A 16,365-nucleotide genomic window follows, 5' to 3' on the forward strand; every position below is an offset into this window, starting at 1 on the left:
GTTGTCATTGGAGGTAGGCGCTGGCGCGGCTGAGCGCGTAGAGCAGCAGCAGGTAGAGCGCCATGTCGAAGAGGGCCGGGTGCCACACCCAGCGATAGGCGCCGGTGGCCGCGAGCAGGCGGCGCACGCCCCACAGCACGAGCAGCGCCGCGAGCGCGAGCACCATGATCCAGGGCAGGTACAGGCCGTAGAAGCTGGCTTCGCCGATCATGCGGAAGCTCCTTGCGAAGTGAGGGACGTGCCCGCGAGCGAGGGCGGCGCGTCGGGAAAGAGATTGCGGCGCAGGCCCACCAGTGCGGTGACGGCCGAGCGCGAGGCTGAAGAAGAAGAAGACGACGACGCGGTGTCGCGCGCATCGAGCACGGCGCCGAGCGCCTCGTCGATCTGCGGCAGCAGGCCCGGCGGGCGCGGGTTCATGCGGCCCTCCGCGCGCTGTCGGAAGAAGCGCGAGATGCCGCCCAGCAGTGCGGCCGAAGTGGCCAGCGGCAGCTGGCCGCGCACACGCTGCAGCACCGCGATGTCGGCGCCCATGCGCAGGTCGCGCAGTGCGTCGTTGGCGGCCACGCCCTCCACGGTGCCGCCGGCCTGTGCGATGCGCGGCGCGAGCAGGCCGATGCGGTCGAGCATGCGCACGGCGTAGGCGTCGCTCTGCGCGTACTGCGGATGAGACGAGGCGGCCATGTCGCCCAGCTCGCGCCAGGTGGCGCGCTGGATGCGCCGCGCGCTCCAGTCGGCGCCCACCGAGCGCACGAGACGCGTCACGCGCGCGGCGACGACCACGCCGACGATCTGGCCGATCATGCTGTTGAGAAAGCTCACGAGATCGGCACTGGCGGTGTCGTGCATCGCGAGCGTGCCGGCCACGCCGAAGATCAGCGCCATCGCGGGCATGAAGTGCGTGGGGCGCGGCAGGTAGAAACCCAGCAGCAGGAAGAGCGGCGCACAGATGACCACCAGCATGCCGAAGTCCTGCACCGTGGGCATGAGCACCAGCACGTAGACGGCCGAGATCGGGATGGACCACAGCGTCCACTTCAGGAAGCCGTGGATCGCCGGCACCGGGTCGTCCATCGTCGCGAAGAAGCAGCAGAAGACGGCGGCCATCATGGTCGCGGCCGAGCCCATGGGCCAGCCGGTGACGATCCAGAACGCGCCGCACAGGCAGATGGCGATGACTGCCGCCAGGGCCGACAGCAGCGCCATGCCGTAGTCGCGGTGCAGCACGCGGCTGCCGAGCGCGGCCGTGCGGCGCAGCGGCGCGGCGCCCTTCAGACCCTCGTCTATGTCCTGGCGCAACTGGGCGCAGGCGTTCCAGCCGTCGACGAGCTCTTCGAGGCGGCCCTCGAGGCCGATGCGCAGCGCGCTGCCCCAGCGGGCCTGCGGATCGGCGTCGGGCGGCGTGGAGCCCAGGGCGTCGATGGCGCGGCGCAACTCCTGCAGGCGCGCGGCACGGGCCGCGGCGTCGCCGGGGGCGTCGGCCTCTTCACGCAACCACTGAGCGGCCTTCGCGAGCACGACGGCCACGTCGGGAGCGATGACGCCTTCGGCCTGCTCCAGCGCCAGCAGGCGGTCTTCGACGGCGGAGAGCGCGGGCGTGAGCGCGGCGACGCGGTCCTGCATCGCGCGGATGGCGCCGGCCGTCCAGCGCAGGTGAGTGGTGTCGAAGGGAACGTGGGTGGAGAGAAGGCGCAGCTGCGTGATGTCGCCGGCGAGGCGGCGGCGGTCGTCGTCGAGGCGCCGTGGCTCGGCACTGCTTCGGCCGGCGGGCTGGAAGAGATCGCCCAGCCACTTGCGCGCGTCCTGCAGCGTGCGGTCGAGCAGGCCCAGCACGGTCGGCGCGAGCCCCGCGGGCAGCACGAGGCTGTGGATGAGCGTGGCGCAGAAGATGCCCAGGCCGATTTCTTCCACGCGGGCCACGGCGGTGTCGAACAGCGCGAGCGGCGTCTGCACCGACGGAAAGCCGATCAGCGCCGCCGTGTAGCCCGCGAGCATGAACACATAGGAGCGCGGCGTGCGGTCGAAGAGCGAAATGCACAGGCACAGCCCCACCCACAGCGCGAGCACCAGCGTGAGCAGCTCGGGCGCGTTGGACAGCGCCGGCACCAGCAGCACGGTGGCGGTGCTGCCGATGAGCGTGCCGAGGAAACGGTAGACCGCCTTGGAGCGCACCGCGCCGGCCAGCGGATGAGCGACGACGTAGGTCGTCATGAGCGCCCAGAACGGACGCGGCAGGCCGGCGCGGCTGGCGAGGTACATCGCCAGCATGGCCGCGGCGAAGCTCTTGCCGGAAAAGAGAATCTCCGCGCGGCTGAAGCGCGGCAGGCTGAACGAGGCCATCTGCTGCTACCTGCGCCCTTCCTGCGTCGGCGCGAGCGGCGGCAGGCTCTGCACGGCACGCACGCCCATGCGCTCCTCGAGCACGCTGAACACGCGCAGGCAGGCGGCGACGTCCTCGTCGGACACGCCGTCGAACAGCGACACCCGCATCAGCGTCAGCGCCGCCTCGATGGGTTCGCAGACGGCCTTGCCGGCCTCGGTGAGGTGCAGGGTCTTGGCGCGGCGGTCGGCCGGGTCTTCGCGGCGCTCGACGAGGCCGGCTTCCACCAGCTGGTCGACCGAGCGCACCAGCGACGGGCCCTCGATGCCCAGCGCCTCGGCCAGCACGCCCTGGCGCACATCGCCGTTCATGCGCCCGAGCATCACGATCGGATAGGCCAGCGTCTGCGACACGCCCACATGCGCCACCGCCTTGTCCGCCGCGGCGCGGTAGCCGCGCTGCAGCACCGCCAGCGACGTGCCGAGGCGCATCAGTGCCTGTTCGCGCGTCGGTTGGATGTTGGCTTGGTCGCTCACGATAGCCGCCTATTAATTAGCATGCTATCGATTATACGGGTAACTACCAATCCTTGCAGGCGGCAAGGCTCGCACCCGCCTTCAGGGCCGAAGGACGTGGAAAAACGGAAAGGGAGAGAAAGAAAAGTGTGAAGCCCGCCGATAAGCCGGATTCTGTGCACCGCGAGCCCCTTGCGGAACCCGCGGCGTGACCGCCATTACTCTGGGCCGCCTGTCACCAGACGGCTCGATGCCACCTACCCGCCAGCTCAGCGGAACCACCTCGATACTGGCCTACTTGGTGTTGCTGCGCGCAGAGATTGCCCGTTTCACCCGAACTGAATCGGCTCGTCTCTGTTGCTCTGATCCTCACCTCACGGTGGAGAGTCGTTAACTCCTGCGCTGTCCTGTGCAGTCCGGACGTTCCTCCAGTGCGGCCTTTCGGCACTTGCACCAGCGGCGGTCTGGCGTGCTTCACGGGGTGGATTATCGCCCGGCGCGCCGCCGGGCCTACAGCACCAGCACGCGGGCGATCTCGCGCGCCGCATCCTGCGGCTGCATCACGGCGGTGTCGATGACCACCTCGCCGGGCGGCATCGCACGCTCGCAGGCCTCGAACTGGTCGCGCAGCTGCCGCAGCAGTTCGAGGGAGCGCAGCTTTCCGAATTCGGCCCGGCTCGCGGCATCGATGCGCTTCTCCTGCTCGTCGCGCGAGAGCTTCAGCTGGACGAACATCGTGCTGCCACCCTCGGCCGCCACGGTCTCGACCACGCGCTGCGGAAAATCGGCAGCCACCGAAGGCTCCGGCGCGAAGGTGAAGATCAGCGAGCGCCCGGTTCGCGCGGCCTCGCGCATGGTGGCGAGCCACATCTGCTCGCGCAGCTTCACGAAGCTCTCGCAGCCGAAGGGAAACACCGCCGCGACGGCGTCGACGACCAGGTGGTTGTGGAAGACCGCGAAGCCGCTGAGCTGCCCCAGCGCCCGCGCGATCGTCAGCTTGCCGGAAGCGACCGGCCCATGGATGAGCACCAGTTTCATCCGGCCATTCTGCCAAGGCACTCCGCGGCCGATCAGGGAGATCGGGGCCGAAGGCACACGGGCTGGTCTCACAATGCGCGTTGTCCGTCCGACAAACGCATCGATCCAAGGAGATTGCATCCATGAAGGCCCAGAACATCCTCCAGACCATCGGCAACACGCCGCACATCCGCATCAACCGCCTGTTCGGCAATGCGAAGCAGCAGGTGTGGATCAAGTCCGAGCGCGCCAACCCCGGCGGCTCGATCAAGGACCGCATCGCGCTCGCGATGGTGGAAGACGCCGAGAAGAGCGGCGCGCTCAAGCCCGGCGGCACCATCGTCGAGCCCACTTCGGGCAACACCGGCATCGGCCTGGCGATGGTGGCGGCCGTCAAGGGCTACAAGCTGATCCTGGTGATGCCCGACAGCATGTCGGTGGAGCGCCGCCGCCTGATGCTGGCCTACGGCGCCACCTTCGACCTCACGCCGCGCGCCAACGGCATGAAGGGCTCCATCGCCCGCGCGGAAGAGATCGTGGCCGGCACGCCCGGCGCATGGATGCCCCAGCAGTTCAACAACCCCGCCAACATCGACGTGCACGTGCGCACCACGGCCGAGGAAATCGCGGCCGACTTTCCCGACGGCATCGACGTGCTGATCACCGGCGTGGGCACGGGCGGCCACATCACCGGCGTGGCGAAGGTGCTCAAGAAGAAGTGGCCCAAGCTGCAGGTATTCGCGGTGGAGCCCGTGGCATCGCCGGTCATCTCGGGCGGCCAGCCTTCGCCGCACCCCATCCAGGGCATCGGCGCGGGCTTCATCCCGAAGAACCTCGACACCTCGCTGCTCGACGGCGTGCTGCAGGTCGACGCGGAGCCCGCGCGCGAAATGGCCCGCCGCTGCGCGCGCGAGGAAGGCATCCTGGTGGGCATCTCCTCGGGCGCGACGCTCGCGGCCATCGCGCAGAAGCTGCCGTCGCTCGCGCCCGATGCGGTGGTGCTGGGCTTCAACTACGACACGGGCGAGCGCTACTTGTCGGTAGAGGGCTTCCTGCCGGCCTGAACCAGCTATCGCTTTCATAGCGCCCCTGGCGCTTAAAATCCGTGGTCTGCTTGATAACTACAAGCCCCACGTCATGTTGAGAATCTCCGAACTCAAACTCCCGCTCGACCACGCGCCAGAGGCGCTGGCCTCGCTGATCGTCAGGACGCTCGGCGTCCCCCTCGAAGCGATCGCTTCCCATACCGTCTACAAGCGCAGCTTCGACGCCCGCAAGGCCGAGCTGCTCACCGTCTACATCTGCGACGTGCAGCTGTCGGACGCGAAGCTCGAAGCCGCCCTGCTCGCCAGGCACGCGGGCCATCCGCACATCCAGCCGGCGCCCGACATGCGCTACACGCCCCCGGCCAGCGCGCCCGAGGGCCTGTCGACGCGGCCCGTGGTGATCGGCTTCGGCCCCTGCGGCATCTTCGCGGCGCTGATGCTCGCGAAGATGGGCTTCCGCCCCATCGTGCTCGAACGCGGCAAGACCGTGCGCCAACGCACCCGCGACACCTGGGGCCTGTGGCGCAGGAGCGAGCTCAACCCCGAGTCGAACGTGCAGTTCGGCGAAGGCGGCGCCGGCACTTTCTCCGACGGCAAGCTCTACAGCCAGATCAAGGACCCGCGCTTCCTCGGCCGCAAGGTGATGGAGGAGTTCGTGAAGGCCGGCGCGCCGCCCGAAATTCTTTACGTCGCGCATCCGCACATCGGCACCTTCAAGCTGGTGAAGGTGGTGGAGAACATCCGCGAGCAGATCGTGGCGCTGGGCGGCGAGATCCGCTTCGAGCAGCGCGTGACCGACGTGCGCATCGAGAACGGCCACCTTCGCGGCCTCACCGTGCTCGACCAGGCCACCGGCCAGAGCAGCGAGCTTCGCGCCGACCACGTCGTGATGGCGCTGGGCCACAGCTCGCGCGACACCTTCGCGATGCTGCATGCGCGCGGCGTGCACATCGAGGCCAAGCCCTTTTCCATCGGCTTCCGCGTGGAACACCCGCAGGGCCTCATCGACCGCGCGCGCTGGGGCCGCCACGCAGGCCATCCGCTGCTGGGCGCGGCCGACTACAAGCTGGTGCACCACGCGAGCAACGGCCGCTCGGTCTACAGCTTCTGCATGTGCCCGGGCGGCACCGTGGTCGCGGCCACCAGCGAGCCGGGCCGCGTGGTCACCAACGGCATGAGCCAGTACTCGCGCAACGAGCGCAACGCCAACGCGGGCATCGTGGTGGGCATCGACCCGCGCGATTTCCCAGGATGGGAATCGAATTCCCCGGGCGATGCGCTCGCAGGCATCGCGCTGCAGCGCGAGCTGGAAAGCAACGCCTTCGTGCTCGGCGGCGGCGACTACCGCGCGCCCGGCCAGCTGGTGGGCGACTTCATCGCCGGCAAGCCTTCCACCGCGCTCGGCAGCGTGATCCCCTCGTACAAGCCGGGCGTGACGCCGACCGACCTGCACAAGGCGCTGCCCGCCTACGCCATCGAGGCGATGCGCGAGGCCTTCCCCGCCTTCGGCCGCAAGATCAAGGGCTTCGACACGCACGACGCGGTACTCACCGGCGTCGAGACGCGCACTTCGTCGCCGATCAAGATCACGCGCGGCGACGACTTCCAGAGCCTCAACGTGCGCGGCCTGTACCCCGCGGGCGAAGGCGCGAGCTACGCGGGCGGCATCCTGTCGGCCGGCGTGGACGGCATCAAGGTGGCCGAGGCCGTGGCGCGCAGCGTGCTGGCCGAATCGGAGCGCGAACGCACCGCGAGCGTCTGATGCGGCAGCAGTCTTCCATCCGCTTCGAACGCCCCACCCTGGGCCACCTGATCGTCGCCACGCTGGCGATGGCGGCGGTGGTGCTCGCCTCCAACATCCTCGTGCAGTTCGCCATCAACGACTGGCTGACCTGGGGCGCCTTCACCTACCCGGTGGCCTACCTCGTGAGCGACCTCGTCAACCGGCGCTTCGGCCCCGGCATGGCGCGGCGCGTGGCGTGGGTGGGCTTCGCCGTGGCGGTGGGCGTGTCGCTGCTGCTGGCGCCGGTGCGCATCGCGGCGGCCTCGGGGCTGGCCTTCATCGCCTCGCAGCTGCTCGACATCGGCGTCTTCGACCGCCTGCGCCGCGGCCTCTGGTGGCGCGCGCCGCTGGTGGCCACGGTGATCGCCGCGGTGCTCGACAGCATCGTGTTCTGGGGCATCGCCTTCGCGGGCACCGAGGGCCCGTGGCTCACCTGGGCGCTCGGCGACCTCGCGGTGAAGCTGGCCGTCGGCGTGCTGATGCTGCTGCCCTTCAGGCTGCTGATCGGCCGCCAGGCCGCGCGCGCCTCGGCCGCCATGGGCTGACACCGGCCATGGAAACGACAATGCACCGAGCACCCCATCCACTGCACCGCGCCGAACGCGCGAGCGCATTCCACTGAACCACTTCCTGCTTTCTTCGCGCCTTCGCGCCGGATTTCCAGAATGACCGAAGCAACCACCGCCAACCCGAACAACAAGTCGCGCCGCCCCCGTGGCGAACGCATGGACATGGCGCAGCAGCTGCAGGCCCTGCGTGCCGGCACGGACGGCGCGACGACCGCGCCCGAAGCCGATCAAGCCCCCACGCAGGCCGGCAGGCAGCGTCCGCAGCATCAGCAGCAGCGCAAGAAGCCGCAGAAGGCGCAGGGCCGCCAGCAGCCTTCGCAACAGAAGCAGCAACAACAGCCTCAGCAGTCCGCTCGCCCGCAGCGCAAGGTGCACCCGGCGCTCGAGCGCCTGTTCGAGCTGTACCCGAACCTCTTCGGCGCGCGCTTCCTGCCGCTGAAGCTCGGCGTGTACGAAGAGCTGATCGCCCGCCACCCCGACGACTTCAAGGCCGAAGACCTGAAGGTGGCGATGGGCCTGCACGCGCGCTCCACCCGCTATCTCGAAAGCGTGGCTGCCGGCCATCCGCGCCATGACCTCGACGGCAACGTCGCCGAGCCGGTCGCGCCCGAGCACGTGCACCACGCCATCCTCGAACTGCACCGCCGCCGCTCGCAGCGCACCGGCGAAGACCTGCGCCCTCAGCTGGTGGCGCGCCTGGCCCGTGCAGTCGAAGCCTCGGGCCTCGACCGCGAGGCCTACGCCGTGCTGGTGCGCTCGCGCGACGCGAACAACAACGCCGTGCTCGACGAAGCCCTGGCCCTGCTCGCGGAACAGGCCGCCAAGCGCGAGGCCCTGCTGCGCGCCTTCGAGGCCAGCGGGCGCAGCGAGAAGGAGTTTGCGGAGATGTACGGCATGACGCAGGGCGAGGTCACGCGCACGCTGCAACGTGCGCGGGCCGACCGGACGGCGGCTGCCGCCGCGCCGCAAGCAGCGGAGGCGCCGCAGGCCGCGGCTGCGCCCGAAGCAGCGGAACCCACGGCGGCTCCCGAAACCCCGGCGGCCGACTGAGCCGGTCCAAGCGCTGGATCGGCCGTGGGCCGGGAGTCTTCCCACTGCAGTCAGCAGCCAGCCTGGGCGTGTCATTCGGCGTTTTTTGCGCCATGGCATCTGGATCATCTGGGACGGCCCTGAACGACAACAGGTGCTGGCGTCGAACAGGCGCAGTCACCGGCATCGCATCAAATCATAATGGATGTTTTTCAGCCCTTAAAATGGATAAATTTAGCATTTGAGCTACAATTCAATCCTTTAAATAGCAGGACATCCGATGCTCGATGTCGCGTTCGCCACCGTCCCGGAACTCGTGGAGACCCTCGGACAGCGCTTGCGCGCGCAACGCATCGCGCAGTCGCTGACCCAGGCCGAGCTGGCCCAGCGCGCCGGCGTCTCGGGTAGCGCCATCAAGACGCTGGAGTCCACCGGCATGACGACGCTGGAAACCTTCGTGCGCGTCATACAGGCGCTGGGCCTGGTCGATGAACTCGCCGACCTGCTGACCCTGCGGCCGACCACCAGCATCGCCGCCATGGAACAGGCGCAGGCCGCGCAGCGTCAGCGCGTTCGCCATTCGCGCAAGCCCCTGCCGTAGGGCCGCCGACAAGACCGCCAATGAAGAAGCTCACCGTCCTCTACGAAGGCTGGGGCCAGCACTGGCCCCTGGGCACCCTGGCCGACGACGGGCGCCAGATCATCTTCGAGTATTCGGCCGACGCGCTTGCCAACGGCATCGAGCTGTCGCCGCGCCACCTGAAGCTGCGGCCCGCGGCCTACGGCCCGTTCCCAAAAGAGATGGGCTACCTGCCGGGCCTCATCTACGACAGCCTGCCCGATGGCTGGGGGATGCTGCTGATGGACCGGCTGTTCCGCAAGGCGGGGCGTGACCCGGCGCGCGTCTCGCCCCTCGACCGGCTGGCCTTCATCGGCGCACGCGCCATGGGTGCGCTCTCCTTCATCCCGCCGCAGGACGATGGCACGCAAACGGCCGACTGGAGCCTGCTGCAACTGGCGCAGGCGGCACGGAACGTGTCCGACGACGACGTGACGGCGCTGCGCATGCTGGCCCAGGCCGGCGGTTCACCGCACGGGGCCCGTCCCAAGGCATTGGTCCGGTTCGACGCCGCGACCCGCACTGTGAGCACCGTCGACGATGCCGCAGGCGAGCCCTGGCTCGTGAAGTTCCCGGCCCAATCGGAACACCCCGAGGTCTGCGCCATCGAGCACGTCTATGCGCAGATGGCGCGCGCATGCGGCATCGTCATGGGGCCGACCGAATATTTCGACCTGGGCGCGAACCTCGCCGCCTTCGGCACCCAGCGGTTCGACCGCGTGGGACACGTGCGCGTACCCGTCCACTCCCTGGCCGGCGCCCTGCATGCCGACTTCCGGGTGCCCTGCCTGGACTACGAAACCGTGCTGCGCGCCACCGGCTTCTTCACCCAGAACGCGCACGAGGTCATGGCCGCCTTCCGGCTGTGCGTGTTCAACGTGGTGTTCAACAACCGGGACGACCACGCGAAGAATTTCTCGCTGCGCATGAACGAGGCACACCGCTGGGACTTCGCGCCTGGCTACGACCTCACCTTCAACCCCGGCCCGGGCGGAAACCACCAGACCTCTGTGATGGGCGAGGCGCTCGCGCCCGGCAGACCTCACCTGCTGGCCCTGGCGGCCAAGCTGGGCCTGCGCGCCCGCGACGTGCAGCAAGTCATCAACCAAACCTGCTCGATGGCGGCAGACCTGGAAAGCGCCTTGCGCGATGCCCCGGTGCGACGCGAGACAGTGGCCGTCATCGCAGACGCGGTCGCCAGCAACGTGCGGCGCTGCAGCGCCTAGTTATGCCCGCCTGCTTCGCCGCCGAGGCTTTTCGGCCAATGCTGCTGGCGCAGGCATCGAAGTCATCGAAGCAGAGTCGGGTATAGGGGCGCCCTCATCGATGCGGCAGTGAAAGAGTCTCAGACGCTGGACCTGCTTCTGGCCGATCCGCAACCTGCACTGCGAGAAATAGGATCTGGCTCTGCCCGATGGACTTCTGCACAAGACGTAGAAAGCCGCCCGGCGGCTTTTTCCTTGTCGAACCGCGGGCCGGATGGCCCGTCTGTCCCGCTCAGCGCTGCGCGTTCTGCAGCGCGGCGATGCGCTCCTCGATCGGCGGGTGCGTCGCGAACAGCTTGCCGATGCTGCCGGTGATGCCCATGGCTTCAACCGCCTTCGGCAGTTCACCGGCGGGCAGGCCGCCCAGACGGGCGAGCGCGTTGATCATCGGCTGCTTCTGGCCCATCAGCGCGGCGGCGCCGGCGTCGGCGCGGAACTCGCGCTGGCGCGAGAACCAGGCCACCACCATCGCGGCGGCGAAGCCGAGCACGATGTCGAGCACGATGGTGCTCACGTAGTAGCCGATGCCGGGGCCCGAGGAGCGGTCGTCGCCACGGCGCAGGAAGCTGTCGACGGCATAGCCGATCACGCGCGACAGGAACACGACGAAGGTGTTCATCACGCCCTGGATCAACGTCATGGTGACCATGTCGCCGTTGGCGATGTGCGCCACCTCGTGGCCGATGACGGCCTCGACCTCTTCGCGCGTCATGTTCTGCAGCAGGCCGGTGGACACCGCCACCAGCGACGAGTTCTTGAACGCGCCCGTCGCGAAGGCGTTGGGCTCGCCTTCGAAGATACCGACCTCGGGCATGCCGATGCCGGCCTTGTCGGCGAACTTGCGCACCGTGCCGACGATCCAGGCTTCGTCGGGCGTCTGGGGGTTGTCGATCATGTGCAGCCCGGTGGTCCACTTGGCCATGGGCTTGCTGATGAGCAGCGAGATGATCGCGCCGCCGAAACCCATCACCAGCGCGAAGCCGAGCAGCGCCGTGAGGTTGAGCCCGTTGGCCGTGAGGAAGCGATTGACGCCGAGCAGGCTGGCGACCACGCCGAGCACCGCGACGACCATCACGTTGGTCAGGACGAACAGAAGGATACGTTTCAAGTTGAATTCTCCGTGGGGAAATCTGCCATCCAGATGAGGGCCCCGGGGCTCTCTTCAAGCCGCATTCAAGCGGTTCGCGGCATGGAAGCCCTGGGTGTTGTGTGTGTTCTTGGAGCTCCGGTCGGCGGCAGCCGGGTGGAGCCATGATAGGAGCAAAAGTTCTAGGCCCCCGGTATTCCCCGACCGGCCAAGGGCCTGAACACCTTCGGATCGTCATAGAACTGTGCGGCCTCGTTGCCGGCGCACCAGCCGGGCACGCCGAGCACCGGCAGCGGCACGAAGGGCTTGCGCCCGAGCCGTTGCGCATCGAGCATGCCCGCCACCGAGACGTCGTCGAGCGCCGCCGGGCCGTTTTCTCCATCCGCCGGCAGCAGGACGTGCGCGGTGATTGGCTTTCGCGGCGTCACCAACTTCTCGAGCAGCGCATGGCCGAAGAGCACCAGCCGTGCCTCGCTCCACAGCCCGCGCCCGCTGACGAAGAGTGTGTGCCAATCACGCGCGACCAGCGCCCGCCACAGCGCGGGCGGCGCATCCAGCAGCGCGCCGTTCTCGTCGAAGAGCGTGAGCGCGTCGCGCAGCGCACCGCGCGTGGCACCGACGCCGTCGCGCGCGATCTCGCCGGCCTGCAGTTCATTGAGGCGGCGCTTGGTCCGTGGAAAGGCGAGCCAGACCAGGCCGTTGAAGAAGTCGTGCAGGTTGTCGCGGGTCGGCACCGTTCGGGTCCGGAAGATGTGGGCCTCGTACGCCTGCCCGGCGGGAAGCTCGTACTGCCTCACGAAAGCGGGCGCTGATGTGGACCCGATGTCCTGCAGGCCGGCCGCCACGCAGCCGTCGTTGCGCGCGACAGCCTGCGCTACCGCCTCGCCATCGGCGCGATAGGGCGCGAGCCATGGCTGCGCCCAGTCGATCGCCGGCAGGTTCAAGGCGCGGGGGCGCCGGTCCAGCGGATGCGGTCCGGGTGCTGCATCAGCGCGAACTCGGCCGTGAGCTTCTCGAAGAGCTTGAGCGAGCTGCTGTTCTTGCCGAGCAGGCCCGCGGTGCGCAGGGCCTTGGCGACGTCGTTGAGCGGCACGTCCTTGCCGCTGCGCAGGGCCGGGGCGGCCTGCAGGATGAATTCGGCTGCTTCCGACGGAGGCGGCGGCTGCTGCGGCTGCGGCTTGGCGGCGGCCTTCGCCTTCGTCGTCTTGCGTGCCGCGGCCTTCTTCGCGGCCGGCTCGGCCTTGGCGCGCGGAGCCTTCGCAGCGGCCGTCTTCTTCGCGGCCACCGTGCGCGCGGCCGGCTTGGCGATGGCGTTGTGCGCGATGTCGGTGAAGGCGTCGTAGATGCCGATGGTTTCCTCGCCCGTCTTGCCCTGCTGGCCGATGCCGCAGACGCGGCAGCCCTTCTCGCGCAGGCGGATCACCAGCGGCGCGAAGTCGGAGTCGGAGGACACCAGCACCACCACGTCGGGCCGCTCGGCGATGGCGAGGTCGATGGCATCGACCGCGAGCGCGATGTCGGTGCTGTTCTTGCCGGTCGACAGATTCACCATCGGCCGCACCGAGAGGCGCTTGAAGAGCGCCTGCCGGTTCACCGCCATCTCGGCGTTGCAGTAGGCGCGGCGCACGTGGATGGCGCCGTATTCGTCCATGGTGCGCTGCACCGCCTGCTCGATGACTTCGGCCGACACGTTGTCGGCGTCGATCAGCAGCATCACGCGCAGCGAGGGAACCGTCATGCGAGCTTCCAGTTGACGGTCTCGCCGCCGCGCAGCGGCTTGAGCGTGGCGTCGCCGTAGGGCACGGTCTCGGGCACGGTCCAGCTCTCGCGCTTGAGCGTGATGGTGTCGGTGTGGCGCGGCAGGCCGTAGAAGTCGGGGCCGTGGAAGCTCGCGAAGCCCTCGAGCTTGTCGAGCGCGCCCGCGTTGTCGAAGGCCTCGGCGTAGAGCTCGATGGCAGTGAGCGCCGTGTAGCAGCCGGCGCAGCCCAGCGCGTGCTCCTTCAGGTGCGCCGGGTGCGGCGCGCTGTCGGTGCCCAGGAAGAAACGGTCGCTGCCGCTGGTGGCCGCCTCGACCAGCGCCACGCGGTGCGTCTCGCGCTTGAGCACCGGCAGGCAGTAGTAGTGCGGGCGGATGCCGCCGGTGAAGATGGCGTTGCGGTTGTACAGCAGGTGGTGCGCGGTGATGGTGGCGGCCGTGAAGCGGCCGGCGTCGCGCACGTAGTGGGCGCCTTCCTTCGTGGTGAGGTGCTCGAACACCACCTTGAGCTCGGGGAAGTCGCGGCGCAGCGGGATCATCACGCGGTCGACGAACACGGCCTCGCGGTCGAACAGGTCGATGGCCGGGTCGGCCACCTCGCCGTGCACCAGCAGCAGCAGGCCGTGCTTCTGCATGGCTTCGAGCGTCTTGTAGGTCTTGCGGATATCGGTCACGCCGGCATCGCTGTTGGTGGTGGCGCCGGCCGGATACAGCTTGAGCGCGCGCACGCCTGCTTCGGCGGCCAACGCGATCTCCTCGGGCGGCAGCTTGTCGGTGAGATAGAGCGACATCACCGGCTCGAAGCCCGTGCCCGCGGGCACTGCGGCGCGGATGCGGTCGCGGTACGCCACGGCCTGCGCGGCGGTGGTCACAGGGGGGCGCAAGTTCGGCATGATCAGCGCGCGGCCGAACTGGCGGGCGCTGTGGGGGACGACGGCTTCGAGTGCGGCGCCGTCGCGCACGTGCAGGTGCCAGTCGTCGGGGCGGGTGATCGTGAGGGTGTCTGTCATGGCGGGCCGATTGTCGCATCGGCCTCCTCCCGGCCGCGCAGGCCGGGATCACGCCAGCAGGTACTCGCGCACCAGCGAACGCGCGCGGTGCAGCCGGCTCTTGACGGCGCCCGCCGGCTCGCCGAGCCGTTCGGCGATTTCCGCGATGGTCAGCTCCTCGAAATCGCGCAGCAGCACCACTTCGAGGTAGTGCGCGGGCAGCGATTCGAGCGCGTGGGTCAGGTCCAGCCGCAACGCGGCGTCGCCCCGGCTGGCCAGCTGCCGCTCGGCCACCTCATCGCCATCGTCGTCCAGCGGGTCGTGGCGGAACATCGCGCGCTGCAGCCTCAGGCATTCGCGCCGGATGACGGTGAAAAGCCACGACGAGAACGCCGCCGCGGCCTTCAGCCCCCGCACCTTGCGCGCGACGACCAGCAGCGACTCCTGCACCGCGTCGTCCACGTCGCTGGCCTGGCAGTGCCGCCAGGCGTAGCGGCGCGCGTCGGCCTGGCAGACCGCGAGCAGACTGGCGATGGCGGCCGGGTCGCCGATCTGCGCGGCGTGGATCAGGCCGGTGCGGTCGGTGCCGGAGGCCACGGTTCAGCGCCCTTTTCCATCGAGCTTGCGCCCGACCATCGCGCACATCGGACAGAAGCCGAACAGGCCCGTCAGCGCCAGGATGGCGCCCATGAGGGCGACAGCCACGGCAAGCCCGAAGCCGGCGGTACTCCAGCCGATGGCGGTGAAAGCGAGGCCGGCGAGGCCCATGGCGATGCGCAGCGCGCGTTCCCAGCCGGGTAGGTTCTTGGCGTAGAGCATGGCGATTCCTTCGATCCTTCTTGAGTGCTGAGGAAGACCCTCGGACACGAAGAGGCGCCGAGCCCGCGAAACGGTTCGCGGGATGCGCGGATTTTCCTTTTTTCTTCTACGCGGGCGCCACCATCGCCAGCGCGAGGTCGTCCAGCCAGCGCGCCTGCGCCTCGGCACGCTCCTCGGGCGGCAGCCGCAGCAGCGCCGAAGGATGCAGCGTGACGAGCACGGGCCGGCCGTCCCCGCGCTCGCGCAGCCAGGCGCCGCGCTCGGCCTGCACCGCCACCGGCCGCCCGAGCAGGGCGCGCGCGGCGGTGGCGCCCAAGGCCACCAGCGCCTTGGGCCGCACCAGCGCGATCTCGCTGTCCAGCCAGTGGGCGCAGGCCTCGGCTTCGCGCTGGCCGGCGGTCTTGTGGATGCGGCGCTTGCCGCGCAGCTCGTACTTGAAGTGCTTGACGGCATTGGCCAGGTAGACGCTCTCCCGCGCCCAGCCCAGCTGCGCCATCGCGCGGTCGAGCAACTGGCCCGCCGGCCCGACGAAGGGCCGGCCCGCCAGGTCCTCCTGGTCGCCGGGCTGTTCGCCGACGAGCATGTGATGCGCGCCGGCCGGGCCCTCGCCGCACACGGCCTGGGTGGCGAGCGCGCCGATCGGGCAGGCGCGGCAGGCATGCGCCGCGGCGCGCAGCGCGTCCAGGTCGGCGGGCGCCGCGCCTTCGGCCGGGCGCGGATGCATCAGCAGCGGCGGGCGGATGCGGCGCGCGGGCGTGGCCGGCGCTTCGATCATCGACTGGCTGCGCGCCTCGGCCGCATCGGCCAGCGGCTGGATCAGCGCGGCCTCGGGCAGGTTGTGCCAGTAGCGGCGCGGCATCTCGCGCCGCATCGTCGCGAGCTTGAGCCGCGCGGGGTTGAAGATGTTCTCGTAGTAGGTGAGCCAGAGCTGCTCGCCCTCGTCGGGCGCGGGCTTCTGGCGGCGGTCCGCGCCCTCGCGGAACGACAGCGCCTGCCCGTCCCATTCCACGCACCGCCGCGGCGTGAGGATGGCCCAGCGCATCTGCGCGAAGCGGCGCGCGAAGAAAGGCGCGTTGGCCTCGACGATGCGGTGCTCGGGCTCGAACCACGCGACGTGGCGCTCGGCGCCCTGCGCGTCCACGACGCGGGTGAAGCGCACGAAGGCGCGCATCTTGTGGATGTCGCGGCGCACCGAGCGGGCCATGAGCTGCGCCTGCATCATGTCGGCGTCCAGCGGGTCGTGGCGCAGCGCCGGCTCGTGCACCAGGCGCCACAGCAGGCGGTAGAGCAAGGCCAGGCGCTGCGCGTCGCGGTGCAGGATCACGTCGGCGCACAGTTCGACGAAGGATGCGGGCACGGCCTGCCGGGCTACCGCCGGTTGCACCTGCACGGGCGGCAGGTCCGGCGCTTCGCCGAACAGATCGTTGCCACCTTCGCTCCATTCGATCTGCTCCGGCGGCACGCCGGCAGCCAGCAGCCGCCGCGCATGGCCGCGGAAGGCATCGAGATCGACCGGGTCTTCGAGACACACGCGCATGCCGATGCCAGGCTGGC

At 69.5% G+C, this 16,365-nt stretch carries 17 protein-coding genes and 1 other RNA gene; 6 read left to right on the top strand and 12 right to left on the bottom strand.

Annotated elements, in window-relative coordinates:
- Positions 1–4: 4 nt before the first annotated feature.
- From EJP67_RS09550 to EJP67_RS09570, 5 genes are all read right to left on the bottom strand, one after another.
- The gene (locus EJP67_RS09550; RefSeq protein ID WP_019658367.1) at positions 5–211 is read right to left on the bottom strand and encodes a DUF1656 domain-containing protein; all 207 of its coding nucleotides are present in this window, start codon (positions 209–211) and stop codon (positions 5–7) included.
- Positions 208–2,337, bottom strand: coding sequence for an FUSC family protein (locus EJP67_RS09555; RefSeq protein WP_126021476.1), 2,130 nt, complete (start codon positions 2,335–2,337; stop codon positions 208–210). The genes EJP67_RS09550 and EJP67_RS09555 overlap by 4 nt, the downstream gene beginning before the upstream one ends.
- Before the next feature lie 6 nt (positions 2,338–2,343).
- Positions 2,344–2,808 carry a MarR family winged helix-turn-helix transcriptional regulator gene (locus EJP67_RS09560; protein WP_126021706.1) on the bottom strand — a complete coding sequence of 155 codons (465 nt, stop codon included), beginning with the start codon at positions 2,806–2,808 and terminating at the stop codon, positions 2,344–2,346.
- 171 nt (positions 2,809–2,979) lie between these two features.
- Positions 2,980–3,308, bottom strand: an RNA gene (gene rnpB / locus EJP67_RS09565) — RNase P RNA component class A.
- Positions 3,309–3,342: 34 nt separating this feature from the next.
- Positions 3,343–3,870 carry a P-loop nucleotide/nucleoside kinase family protein gene (locus tag EJP67_RS09570; RefSeq protein ID WP_126021477.1) on the bottom strand — a complete coding sequence of 176 codons (528 nt, stop codon included), beginning with the start codon at positions 3,868–3,870 and terminating at the stop codon, positions 3,343–3,345.
- Positions 3,871–3,992: 122 nt separating this feature from the next.
- Here EJP67_RS09570 and cysK point away from each other — a divergent pair, with 122 nt between their 5' ends.
- The 6 genes from cysK (at position 3,993) to EJP67_RS09600 (ending at position 10,121) form a co-directional block, all read left to right on the top strand.
- The gene (cysK, locus tag EJP67_RS09575) at positions 3,993–4,913 is read left to right on the top strand and encodes a cysteine synthase A (protein ID WP_019658370.1); all 921 of its coding nucleotides are present in this window, start codon (positions 3,993–3,995) and stop codon (positions 4,911–4,913) included.
- 73 nt (positions 4,914–4,986) lie between these two features.
- Positions 4,987–6,657: an NAD(P)/FAD-dependent oxidoreductase gene (locus EJP67_RS09580; RefSeq protein WP_126021478.1), complete on the top strand. Its 1,671-nt coding sequence runs from the start codon at positions 4,987–4,989 to the stop codon at positions 6,655–6,657.
- A complete protein-coding gene (locus EJP67_RS09585; protein WP_126021479.1) occupies positions 6,657–7,223 on the top strand; it encodes a VUT family protein in 567 nt (188 codons plus the stop codon). Before EJP67_RS09580 ends, EJP67_RS09585 begins: the two co-directional genes overlap by 1 nt.
- 120 nt (positions 7,224–7,343) lie before the next feature.
- A complete protein-coding gene (locus EJP67_RS09590; RefSeq protein WP_126021480.1) occupies positions 7,344–8,297 on the top strand; it encodes a ProQ/FINO family protein in 954 nt (317 codons plus the stop codon).
- A 259-nt stretch (positions 8,298–8,556) separates the two neighbouring features.
- Positions 8,557–8,877, top strand: a complete 321-nt coding sequence (locus EJP67_RS09595) for a helix-turn-helix domain-containing protein (protein ID WP_126021481.1) — start codon at positions 8,557–8,559, stop codon at positions 8,875–8,877.
- Positions 8,878–8,897: 20 nt separating this feature from the next.
- Positions 8,898–10,121 carry a type II toxin-antitoxin system HipA family toxin gene (locus tag EJP67_RS09600; protein ID WP_126021482.1) on the top strand — a complete coding sequence of 408 codons (1,224 nt, stop codon included), beginning with the start codon at positions 8,898–8,900 and terminating at the stop codon, positions 10,119–10,121.
- Positions 10,122–10,392: 271 nt separating this feature from the next.
- On the opposite strand, the gene htpX is transcribed toward EJP67_RS09600, so the two are convergent.
- The 7 genes from htpX to EJP67_RS09635 all read right to left on the bottom strand — a co-directional run bounded on the left by htpX (position 10,393) and on the right by EJP67_RS09635 (position 16,348).
- Positions 10,393–11,268: a protease HtpX gene (htpX, locus tag EJP67_RS09605; RefSeq protein ID WP_019658374.1), complete on the bottom strand. Its 876-nt coding sequence runs from the start codon at positions 11,266–11,268 to the stop codon at positions 10,393–10,395.
- Positions 11,269–11,429: 161 nt separating this feature from the next.
- Complete coding sequence (locus tag EJP67_RS09610; RefSeq protein ID WP_126021483.1) at positions 11,430–12,191, bottom strand: DUF3025 domain-containing protein; 762 nt, start codon at positions 12,189–12,191, stop codon at positions 11,430–11,432.
- On the bottom strand, positions 12,188–12,985 hold the full coding sequence (locus EJP67_RS09615) for an NYN domain-containing protein (protein ID WP_126021484.1): 798 nt from the start codon (positions 12,983–12,985) through the stop codon (positions 12,188–12,190). The genes EJP67_RS09610 and EJP67_RS09615 overlap by 4 nt, the downstream gene beginning before the upstream one ends.
- Positions 12,982–14,013, bottom strand: a complete 1,032-nt coding sequence (gene pyrC, locus EJP67_RS09620) for a dihydroorotase (protein WP_126021485.1) — start codon at positions 14,011–14,013, stop codon at positions 12,982–12,984. The genes EJP67_RS09615 and pyrC overlap by 4 nt, the downstream gene beginning before the upstream one ends.
- A 48-nt stretch (positions 14,014–14,061) precedes the next feature.
- Positions 14,062–14,589: an RNA polymerase sigma factor gene (locus EJP67_RS09625; RefSeq protein WP_126021486.1), complete on the bottom strand. Its 528-nt coding sequence runs from the start codon at positions 14,587–14,589 to the stop codon at positions 14,062–14,064.
- Positions 14,590–14,592: 3 nt separating this feature from the next.
- Positions 14,593–14,811, bottom strand: a complete 219-nt coding sequence (locus EJP67_RS09630) for a YgaP family membrane protein (protein WP_126021487.1) — start codon at positions 14,809–14,811, stop codon at positions 14,593–14,595.
- Between the two features lie 106 nt (positions 14,812–14,917).
- Positions 14,918–16,348 (bottom strand): UdgX family uracil-DNA binding protein, encoded by a 1,431-nt coding sequence (locus EJP67_RS09635; RefSeq protein ID WP_126021488.1) that lies wholly within the window; start codon positions 16,346–16,348, stop codon positions 14,918–14,920.
- Positions 16,349–16,365 lie beyond the last annotated feature (17 nt).

It is taken from the genome of Variovorax guangxiensis, from assembly GCF_003952165.1.
Taxonomy (GTDB): Bacteria; Pseudomonadota; Gammaproteobacteria; order Burkholderiales; family Burkholderiaceae_C; genus Variovorax; species Variovorax guangxiensis.

Excerpts from the sequence above, each read along its gene's own strand:
- EJP67_RS09550 (WP_019658367.1), bottom strand. The coding sequence starts at position 211 with ATGATCGGCGAAGCCAGCTTCTACGGCCTGTACCTGCCCTGGATCATG.
- cysK (WP_019658370.1), top strand. The coding sequence starts at position 3,993 with ATGAAGGCCCAGAACATCCTCCAGACCATCGGCAACACGCCGCACATC.
- EJP67_RS09635 (WP_126021488.1), bottom strand. The coding sequence starts at position 16,348 with ATGCGCGTGTGTCTCGAAGACCCGGTCGATCTCGATGCCTTCCGCGGC.
- EJP67_RS09595 (WP_126021481.1), top strand. The coding sequence starts at position 8,557 with ATGCTCGATGTCGCGTTCGCCACCGTCCCGGAACTCGTGGAGACCCTC.
- EJP67_RS09560 (WP_126021706.1), bottom strand. The coding sequence starts at position 2,808 with ATGCGCCTCGGCACGTCGCTGGCGGTGCTGCAGCGCGGCTACCGCGCC.
- EJP67_RS09570 (WP_126021477.1), bottom strand. The coding sequence starts at position 3,870 with ATGAAACTGGTGCTCATCCATGGGCCGGTCGCTTCCGGCAAGCTGACG.
- EJP67_RS09555 (WP_126021476.1), bottom strand. The coding sequence starts at position 2,337 with ATGGCCTCGTTCAGCCTGCCGCGCTTCAGCCGCGCGGAGATTCTCTTT.
- EJP67_RS09590 (WP_126021480.1), top strand. The coding sequence starts at position 7,344 with ATGACCGAAGCAACCACCGCCAACCCGAACAACAAGTCGCGCCGCCCC.
- pyrC (WP_126021485.1), bottom strand. The coding sequence starts at position 14,013 with ATGACAGACACCCTCACGATCACCCGCCCCGACGACTGGCACCTGCAC.
- EJP67_RS09600 (WP_126021482.1), top strand. The coding sequence starts at position 8,898 with ATGAAGAAGCTCACCGTCCTCTACGAAGGCTGGGGCCAGCACTGGCCC.
- EJP67_RS09630 (WP_126021487.1), bottom strand. The coding sequence starts at position 14,811 with ATGCTCTACGCCAAGAACCTACCCGGCTGGGAACGCGCGCTGCGCATC.
- EJP67_RS09580 (WP_126021478.1), top strand. The coding sequence starts at position 4,987 with ATGTTGAGAATCTCCGAACTCAAACTCCCGCTCGACCACGCGCCAGAG.
- EJP67_RS09615 (WP_126021484.1), bottom strand. The coding sequence starts at position 12,985 with ATGACGGTTCCCTCGCTGCGCGTGATGCTGCTGATCGACGCCGACAAC.
- EJP67_RS09585 (WP_126021479.1), top strand. The coding sequence starts at position 6,657 with ATGCGGCAGCAGTCTTCCATCCGCTTCGAACGCCCCACCCTGGGCCAC.